This window comes from Novosphingobium sp. ERN07, from assembly GCF_012641335.1.
GTDB lineage: Bacteria > Pseudomonadota > Alphaproteobacteria > Sphingomonadales > Sphingomonadaceae > Novosphingobium.
In genome coordinates this window covers 134,277-142,954 of record NZ_JABAID010000009.1, presented here as the reverse complement: position 1 = coordinate 142,954, position 8,678 = coordinate 134,277, and the positions used below count along the sequence as shown (strand labels likewise).

Here is an 8,678-nt window from a genome sequence, read left to right as displayed (position 1 = left end):
CAATGCCCACCAGCCCGCTCAAATGCCCGCACTCGACCCGTCAAACACAAAACCGGTCAGCGTGCCGCCAAAGTCGCGGTTATTGCGGGTGTCCAGCTTAACGCTCATTTCGCAACGCTTATCTCCAATTTTGTCGATATAAATAACGATCCCACTAGCTTGAGCGAACTAGAGCGAAGTTGGTATTTTGAGAAATGCGATCAATCCAAAGAATTGGATATATTTGGCCACGTCCACTATGGTACGTTCGCTTTTAAAGCGAATCTGAGAAATAATAGAACTAAAGAACTTAACTACGAGCGCCAAACCGACGACGTCGAAGAAATACCTTTGTATTTTCATTTTTGGACTCCTGCAAACAAGTCAATCACACTTGCAGCCTTTCAGTCCTTTCAAGGTCGGTCATGTGTACAGATCGTTCTGGAGCAATTTAAAGCCGCATTTGAGGCTGCTCATCCAGACCTAATCTTCAAGTATAGAAAACTGGCCCCTAACGATTCAAATGGGAGTATTTTTGATGCTGCACCCGTTAAGAGCTTACGGCTGATCAAACGCAACGCAGAAGCGGATCTCGCTGACCGATATCACCAATCTGGCCAGCCTGAGATTGTCGATATCGAGCTAACCGTTAAGGCAAAAAAACGCCGCAGCCTCGGCAACTTTAAAAACGTTGCTGATAGCCTTCGAACCGAAGGCGCTATAATTTACAACGGCATGGATTTCCAAGAGGCAGTAGCGCTGATTCGCGTAGGGAACAAAATTCGGCCTGTGGGCATGTTTGGCGACCATTCCAATGCAGGGGTTATAGACATTACTGCTGACATCGAATTTGGAGAAGATGGCCACCCAACGATGGATAGTGTGCGCTTTCAAACAGTAGCACTTCTAGCTGACTTTTATAGTCGCCTAAAAGGAAAATGAAATGAAGGTCGACATAAGGCCGATTATCCGCGACCATTTCGCGTCAATTGAGCGCGGAAATGTAAATAAGCGCCCTTATTTTGACTACTTCATATTTTTCGGCCTGCCAGTAGCAATGGGAATTGTAGCTTTTTACCTGAGAGTTGAGTTAGGTAGAGATTCATACAATGCATCGATAACTTTTTTCGGCATATTTATTGCCCTCCTACTTAACATTCAGATGGCAATGTTTTCGATCTATCAGCGTAAAACCGACGCTCCCCAAGATGACGTTATGAATATAATCCACGACGAGCAAGTTGAACTTCGCCGACAACTCCTTGAGGAACTCAATTCCAACGCATCATATTTAATTTTAGTCTGCTGCGTCGCGCTCGTAATGTGTTTGTCGAGCTATGTTTTTGAGATCGAATGGGTTTTAATGTCAGCCTTAACAATCGTTATTTACAGTCATTTTCTTCTCACGATGCTGATGGTCGTCAAACGCACACACGCTCTTTTTCAAAGGGAGTATGTGCGCGACGTCAGCTAGTATCCAAGGCAACAGCGATAGCTTGCTAAAAACGAAAATTTTACCCACCTGTCTCAGCAATGCTCCTCATTGAAATGTACGCCACAATGGCGTACATTTCCCCTACAAGGAGCACCTCATGCTGGCCCACACCGACGCCACCGGCGCAATCGATGAACGCAGCACCGAACGCATGTCGTTTCGGACCAAGCCGCGCATCAAGGACGCTATCCAGAAAGCAGCGGCGCTGGCCGGGGTGGATGATTCCGTCTTCACGATGAACGCAGCCTACAAAGCGGCAATGGAAACCATCGCGGCGCACGAGCATACGATGCTCGCCCCAGTCGATCATCAGGCCTTCTTTGCCGCGCTAGACCGTCCGCCCGCACCCAGTGCCAAACTGCGTGCCGCCTTTACCCGTCACAAAGAGACGATTGCCAGCAAGTGACCGGCGATCCGGCGGATGCGCAGTGCATCATCGAACCGCTCGATCCGGCGCGGCATGATCGGGCGGCGTTTTCATGCGGGATCGAACAGGTCGACAACTATTTCAGGAAAACGGCCAACAAGCTGGCGCAAACCGGCAATGTCCGGGTTCATATTCTGACCAGTCCGGGCGGCGAAGTCATCGGCTTTTATGCCGCCAATGCCCACGCCGTCCATTACACCGATCTGCCCGACACCTTCCGGCGCGGTCGGCCGGGCCACGGGCATATCCCGGCAGCGTATATCTCGATGATCGGCGTCGATCAGCGTCACCAGCGCAAAGGCTATGGGGGCGACCTGCTCGTCGATTGCCTGCGCCGCATCGCCGCTGCTGCCGATGCCATCGGGATCAGGGTCGTGCTGCTCGATGTGCTGGATTGCGGCAATGCTGCCGTCACGCAGCGGCGCAAGGAACTCTATGCCAGCTATGGCTTTGCGCCTTTGCCCTCAAACGCATTGCGCATGTTCCTGCCGATCAGCGACGTGCAGGCGCTGGTGGCAGAGTTGCCTTAACGCGAGGCTTGGAGCCCTCCCCGCTGCGACTAATCTCACCTACGATTCGATAAGTCTCGCTCCCCTACCTTGAGCGAGGGGTTGGGGTGGGTGTTCGGCGGTCGCGCTGACAATCGACGCCTGCGAAAAGCCCCTGTCCTACAAACCCCCACCTGACATAGCCTCCGGGGCATGACGCACCTCGCCCCCCGCTCAGCCCCCGCCCCAGCCAGCACCGCCGCAGAAGGCCGCGCCGCATCCTCGATCCAAACCCCGGCAAGCCGCCGCGCCGGTCAATCGCAAGAGCCGATCAATCACGCCCAACTGATCGATCCCAATTATTCTTCAGGACAGTGTAAACTGTGTAAACCCCCCTCCCCTTTTCAGGGCGAGGACGGGTCGACCGGCCACGATCTGCGCGATCCTTTTGCAGGCCGCGCCGCACATGAAAAAGCTGCGGCGCTTCCCGCACCGCAGCTTCTCCCGGTTCGCCGGTCCCGCGCCTTGCGGCGCGGGCCGCGTCATCTGTTCGTCAGAACCGCAGGCCGACCACCGCGCGCACGGCGTGGGTGTCGAAATACTTGTCCTGAATGCGCATGTTCGTGCCGCCGCCGTTCAGCAGGAACGGATTGGTTGCAGGCGCGGTGCCCTGGCCCACCGAGACGGTGTACTTGTCGTCCTTGTAGCGGCTGTAGAGGTATTCGAGGCCGAGCGAGAGATTGTTGGTCAGCATCACTTCGGCACCACCGCCGGCCTGCCAGCCCCACACCATGTCGCCATCGTTGTTTTCGCTGAACGAGTTGGCGGTGTTGCTGGTGTAGAAATCGTGGTCGATCTTGGCATAGCTCACGCCGCCGGTGCCATAGAACAACGCACCGCCGCCGGGGGTGAAGCCGACGCGGCCACGGGCGGAGATGGCATAGTCCACCGAGCGGGCGATCTTGTAGAACGCGGGCGTGGTGCTGAACGCGGTCGAACGGTCGATCGAGTCATTGCGCGAACCTTCCAGCAGGCCGCCGAACACGATGTTGCCCGAGCGTGCGTCAAAGCCGATGCGGGCGCCATATTCGGCCCCAGCCTTGTCAGGCGCGCAACCGGCTGAACGCGATGCGCCGATGGCACCGTTGCAGAAGCCGGGCGAGAAAGCGTTGGCACCGGCCAGCGTGGTGACCTGATCGTTGTAGGTGCCGTTGCGATCGGTATCGAAGCCAAAGGTGTTACCGTTTTCGCCGTTCACGCCAAGGCCGCCGAAGCCCTGCACGTAGATGCCGTTGAAGTGGCTGTCGCGGTTGAAGCCATCGGCGGTGGTGGTCGCGGGCATGTCTGCCGACGAATCCTGCGCCATTGCCGGAACCGAGACAAGCGCTACCGTCGCGGCCAGCGGCCACGCGAAAAGGTTGTTGAACCTCATGTAAAATCCCTTTGCAGTTAACGCCTTGGGGCGTGCACCGGCTCAAACCGGCGGGGCGAGAAAAGGTTTCCGGCTTCGTCTCCACATCGGACTGAAAACGCGGAAAACTGCGGCGGAACGGAATTTCTTTGCGGCGCGGCGCGGCTGTCACTCGCCATTCATGTTTGACGGGTTTATGGCGCAGGCGATGACCCAGCCTGATCCTTCCGCCTTCCCCACCGCGCTTTCGGGGCTGCGCGTCGCCCTGTTCAGCGGCAACTACAACTACGTGCGCGATGGGGCGAACCAGGCACTGAACCGGCTGGTCGGCTATCTGCTGCGGCAGGGGGCGGACGTGCGGGTCTATGCGCCCAAGGTGGATAACCCGGCCTTCCCGGCCACCGGCACGCACATCGGCATCCCGTCGTTCGCGATCCCGAACCGCCCCGAATACCGCTTCCCACTGGCGCTCAGCCCCCGCGTGCGGCGCGATCTGAAGGCGTTCGATCCGCACGTGGTCCACGTCTCCTCGCCCGATGTGGTGGCGCACCGCGCGGTTTCGTGGGCGCGCCATCGCAAGTTGCCGATCCTCGCCTCGGTCCACACCCGGTTTGAAACATACTTCCGATACTACAACATGGCCTGGGCCGAACCGGTAGTCGAAGCGCTGATGCGGCGCTTCTATCGCCGCTGCGATGCGCTGGTCGCCCCATCGGAATCGATGGCGCAAGTGCTGCGCGATCAGCGCATGAACTACGATATCGACATCTGGTCACGCGGGGTTGACCGAGAAATCTTCCATCCCGGCGCGCGGGATATGGCGTGGCGGCGCAGCCTTGGTATCGCGGATGACGAAGTGGTGGTCGGCTTCCTTGGCCGTCTGGTGATGGAAAAGGGACTGGACGTCTTTTCGGATTCCATCGACCAGCTTGTGCGCAAGGGCGTGAAGCATCGCGTGCTGGTGATCGGTGAAGGCCCCGCCCACGAATGGTTCGCCGCGCGCCTGCCCGATGCCGTGTTCGCAGGCTTTCAGGGCGGTCACGATCTGGGCCGCGCGGTGGCGAGCATGGACGTGCTGTTCAACCCGTCTGTCACCGAAACCTTCGGCAACGTGACACTTGAGGCGATGGCCTGCGCGGTGCCGGTAGTGGCAGCGGCCGCTACCGGGAGCCAGAGCCTTGTCGACGATGGCGTATCCGGGCGGCTGATCACGCCAGGCGCGGTGCGGCAATTTGCCGAAGCGCTGCGCAGCTATGTCGAGGACGCAAGTCTGCGGGCAAGGCACGGCACGGCTGGCGAGGAGCGCAGCCTCGAATTTTCGTGGGACCGGATCAATCAGGCCGTGGCCGATACCTATCTGCGGCTGGTGCGTCAGAAGGCGCGGGCGAAGCTGCGTTAACGCAAAACGCCTGCGGTCTTCATGCGGTTGGCATACCACAGGAAGAACAGCAGCGAGGCCCAGATCACCCCGGTCATCACCATCATCGCGCCGCTCTTCATCGTTTCGGGCATCGCGCTATCGGTGAACTGGTAAATCTGGCTAACCGCGAGACCGAGCAGCGAGACGGCGAAAGCCGTCACCGCGTGACGTGATCGCAGCAGCAGCAGGATCGAACCCGCGAGCGATCCCCATACGCCAAGCGCCCAGAACACGCTGAGCCAAGCTGGCATGGCCTGCGTATAGGCAATCTCGACGTCGCCCATCCCCATCGACTTCATGTAGCTGACCGGATCGAGTTTGGTCATCGTGTAATCGACGCAGCCGAAGCTGTTCCACAGCAGACTGATAACGCCGACGATCCACAGATGCGCGGGTGTGCGGGCTGCGGTTGGCGTGGATTCGAGGTTTTGCATGTGTCCCCTCCCCCTATGATCGGAGGAGAGGATACCATGCAGCAGAGCATCGTCAAAGCGCCGCGAGAGCGCAGCTTCGATGAGCATCAGAGCCGTTCGATCCGGCGCGCGGCTTCATCCAGAATGTCGGCCACGGCGTGCGCGGTTTCGGTGTCGAAACCACTGGCCATCGCGCGATGGCGAAGCACGGCGTGGAGATTACCCATCGCGCGGCGAACCGGCGGGCTTTCAGCACGATCACGTTGTTCACCCAGCGCCTTGAGCCGCGTCACGACGACATCGATCTCTGCCTCCTTGCCAGCGAGTTCGGCCCGGCCAGCGTCGGTCACGGCAAAAGCCTTTCGCGGGCCATCGCCTGCTTCCTCTGCAATCAGGCCTTCGTCGACCAGCAGATTGAGCGTTGGATAGACGACGCCGGGGCTTGGCGCATATTCGCCGCCCGCCAGATCACCCACGGCGCGGATCAGATCGTAGCCGTGGCGTGGCTGTTCGGCCACGAGGTAGAGCAGCAGAAGGCGCAGTTCGCCACCGGCAAACATCCGCCCGCCCCGACGCCCACCGCCGCGTCCACCACGACCGCCTCCACCGAAGCCACCGCCAAACGGGCCGTCCTCACCGAAAGGTCCGCCTTTCCCGAAGGGACCGCCAAAGCGCCCTCCCATCATCGCCATCATCTTCATGGCATGTCGACCGCCCTTATGATGGCCATGTTCGAATCTCATGTGTTCATATCCTTTCATGATGCGTCTAAGATATATCTTTATAGCGATCTGACAAGAGGCTGGTGCAATTTTTTCTCGCAGGGCCTATCTCGACGGCAATGGCAGACCTTTTCGCCCCTCCCCCGCAGGACCGACCGCCGCCCGAAACCAGCGCCGAGGCGCCGCTGGCAGACCGGCTGCGCCCGCGCGATCTGAGGGAAATCATTGGCCAAGATCATCTGACCGGATCGGAAGGCGCGATTGGGCGCATGGTGGCGGCAGGCAAGCTGACATCAATGATCCTGTGGGGACCGCCGGGCACCGGCAAGACCAGCATCGCGCGCCTGCTCGCTGAAGCGGTGGGGATGCGCTATGTTGCTATCAGCGCAGTGTTTTCGGGCGTGGCAGACCTGAAAAAGGCCTTTGCCGAGGCCGAAGCGATGGCACTTGCGGGTCGGCGCACGCTGCTGTTCGTCGACGAAATTCACCGCTTCAACCGCGCGCAACAGGATGGCTTCCTGCCCTTTGTCGAAAACGGCACGGTGACGCTGGTGGGAGCAACGACGGAGAATCCTTCGTTCGCACTCAACGCCGCATTGCTCAGCCGCGCGCAAGTGCTGATCCTGCACCGGCTGGATGCAGCAGCACTGGGCACGCTGCTCGACCGGGCCGAGGATATCACCGGTCTGCGCCTGCCCCTCACCCCGCCCGCGCGCGAGGCACTGGTGGCATCGGCAGACGGCGATGGGCGGTTCCTACTCAATCAGGCTGAAATGCTGTTCGACGTATCGCTGCCCGCGCCGCTCGATCCCGAAGGCTTGGGGAAGTTCCTGATGCGGCGCGTGGCGGTTTACGACAAGGACCGTGAGGGCCACTACAACCTGATATCGGCGCTGCACAAATCGGTGCGCGGGTCCGATCCGCAGGCGGCGCTCTATTACATGGCGCGGATGCTGGTGGCGGGAGAGGAGCCGCTTTACGTGTTGCGGCGGCTGGTGCGCATGGCGGTGGAGGATATCGGCATGGCCGATCCGCAAGCGCTTGTGCAATGCCTTGCCGCGAAGGATGCCTATGAGTTTCTAGGCAGCCCGGAAGGCGAACTGGCGATTGTGCAGGCGCTGCTCTACATCGCCACCGCGCCCAAATCGAACGCGGCCTATATGGCGCACAAGGCGGCGTGGAAATCGGCACGCGAAACGGGATCGCTGATGCCGCCATCCAACATCCTGAACGCGCCGACCAAGCTGATGAAGGACATCGGCTATGGCAAAGGCTATGCCTATGATCACGATGCGGAAGATGGCTTTTCCGGCGCGAATTACTGGCCCGAAGGCATGGCTCCGCAGAGCTATTACGCGCCGGTTGAACGCGGGTTCGAACGCGAAGTGATGAAGCGGCTGGAATGGTGGGACCGCAAACGGCGCGAGCGCGGCGCAGAGTGACCCCTAACCGCTTCGGCCATTTCGTGGCGATCGACTGGTCGGGCGCAGCGGGCGAGCGGCACAAGGGGATTGCGGTGGCTATGGCTACGCGCGGCAAGGCCACTCCGCAAATCGTGCGGGCCGGCCATCGCTGGTCGCGCAAGGATGTGCTGGATTTCCTGCGCGACGATTTGCCTGCCGATGCGCTGGTTGGCATGGACCTTGGCATCTCGTTGCCGTTTGCAGACCGTGGCGGCTTCTTTGACGGTTGGCCAGACAGCCCGGCAAACGCGCGGGAATTATGGGCGCTGATCGATGCGATCTGCGCGCATGAACCGCATCTCAGCGTATCCGCTCTGGTCGATCACCCCGATCTGTCTGCATGGTTTCGGCGACATGGCGGACGCGAAGGGGCACTATTTGGTGGAGGCGCAGGACGCTTTCGCGTGACCGAGGCGGCGCAGCGGCGAATGGGGTGCAAGCCCTATTCGAACTTCAACCTCGTCGGCGCAGCGCAAGTCGGCAAATCGAGCCTGTCGGGAATGCGGATGCTGCACCGCTTGGGCCAAAGCGCGAGCGTCTGGCCCATCGACCCTATGCCTGCCCACGGTCCGGTCGTCTGTGAGATTTACACTACCATCGCCGCGATGGCAGCAGGCCGCAGCGCCAGCCGATCAAAGATGCGCTCTGCCGCCGACCTGGACGCGGGCCTGCATGTGCTGGGTTCGGCACCGTCAGGGTTGGCAGGGCCGCTGGACGATCATACCTGCGATGCCATCCTGACCGCCGCGTGGCTGCGCAATGCTGCCCACGATCCCGCCCTGTGGCACCCCCGCGAATTGACGGTAGACATCGCGCGGACCGAAGGATGGACATTCGGGGCGGTGTAAGCGGTCTTGTGA

The 8,678-nt window shown here is 60.0% G+C and carries 10 protein-coding genes; 7 read left to right on the top strand and 3 right to left on the bottom strand.

The features are described from left to right. From HGI47_RS13755 to HGI47_RS13740, 4 genes are all read left to right on the top strand, one after another. The coding region (locus HGI47_RS13755; protein ID WP_168853328.1) for a hypothetical protein at nucleotides 1-921 on the top strand (921 nt) is incomplete at its 5' end. A 1-nt stretch (nucleotide 922) separates the two neighbouring features. After that, nucleotides 923-1,453: a hypothetical protein gene (locus tag HGI47_RS13750; RefSeq protein ID WP_240950182.1), complete on the top strand. Its 531-nt coding sequence runs from the start codon at nucleotides 923-925 to the stop codon at nucleotides 1,451-1,453. Nucleotides 1,454-1,571: 118 nt separating this feature from the next. Continuing rightward, on the top strand, nucleotides 1,572-1,880 hold the full coding sequence (locus HGI47_RS13745; protein WP_168853327.1) for a DUF1778 domain-containing protein: 309 nt from the start codon (nucleotides 1,572-1,574) through the stop codon (nucleotides 1,878-1,880). Beyond that, on the top strand, nucleotides 1,877-2,431 hold the full coding sequence (locus HGI47_RS13740; RefSeq protein WP_168853326.1) for a GNAT family N-acetyltransferase: 555 nt from the start codon (nucleotides 1,877-1,879) through the stop codon (nucleotides 2,429-2,431). Before HGI47_RS13745 ends, HGI47_RS13740 begins: the two co-directional genes overlap by 4 nt. Before the next feature lie 511 nt (nucleotides 2,432-2,942). Here the strand turns inward: HGI47_RS13740 and HGI47_RS13735 are convergent. Next, nucleotides 2,943-3,821 (bottom strand): outer membrane protein, encoded by an 879-nt coding sequence (locus tag HGI47_RS13735; protein WP_168853325.1) that lies wholly within the window; start codon nucleotides 3,819-3,821, stop codon nucleotides 2,943-2,945. Nucleotides 3,822-3,996: 175 nt separating this feature from the next. On the opposite strand from HGI47_RS13735, the gene HGI47_RS13730 reads away from it, so the two are divergent. After that, a complete protein-coding gene (locus tag HGI47_RS13730; protein ID WP_370521723.1) occupies nucleotides 3,997-5,199 on the top strand; it encodes a glycosyltransferase family 4 protein in 1,203 nt (400 codons plus the stop codon). Here HGI47_RS13730 and HGI47_RS13725 read toward each other — a convergent pair. Together HGI47_RS13725 and HGI47_RS13720 are read right to left on the bottom strand one after the other, a co-directional pair. After that, on the bottom strand, nucleotides 5,196-5,654 hold the full coding sequence (locus HGI47_RS13725) for a hypothetical protein (protein WP_168853324.1): 459 nt from the start codon (nucleotides 5,652-5,654) through the stop codon (nucleotides 5,196-5,198). The genes HGI47_RS13730 and HGI47_RS13725 overlap by 4 nt on opposite strands. A gap of 86 nt (nucleotides 5,655-5,740) precedes the next feature. Then, a complete protein-coding gene (locus HGI47_RS13720; protein ID WP_206066197.1) occupies nucleotides 5,741-6,376 on the bottom strand; it encodes a PadR family transcriptional regulator in 636 nt (211 codons plus the stop codon). Nucleotides 6,377-6,474: 98 nt separating this feature from the next. Between HGI47_RS13720 and HGI47_RS13715 the strand changes: the two genes are divergently transcribed. Beyond that, a complete protein-coding gene (locus HGI47_RS13715) occupies nucleotides 6,475-7,797 on the top strand; it encodes a replication-associated recombination protein A (RefSeq protein WP_168853322.1) in 1,323 nt (440 codons plus the stop codon). After that, entirely contained in the window at nucleotides 7,794-8,666 is an 873-nt protein-coding gene (locus HGI47_RS13710; RefSeq protein ID WP_168853321.1) for a hypothetical protein, read from the top strand. The genes HGI47_RS13715 and HGI47_RS13710 overlap by 4 nt, the downstream gene beginning before the upstream one ends. The last annotated feature ends 12 nt before the right edge of the window (nucleotides 8,667-8,678 follow it).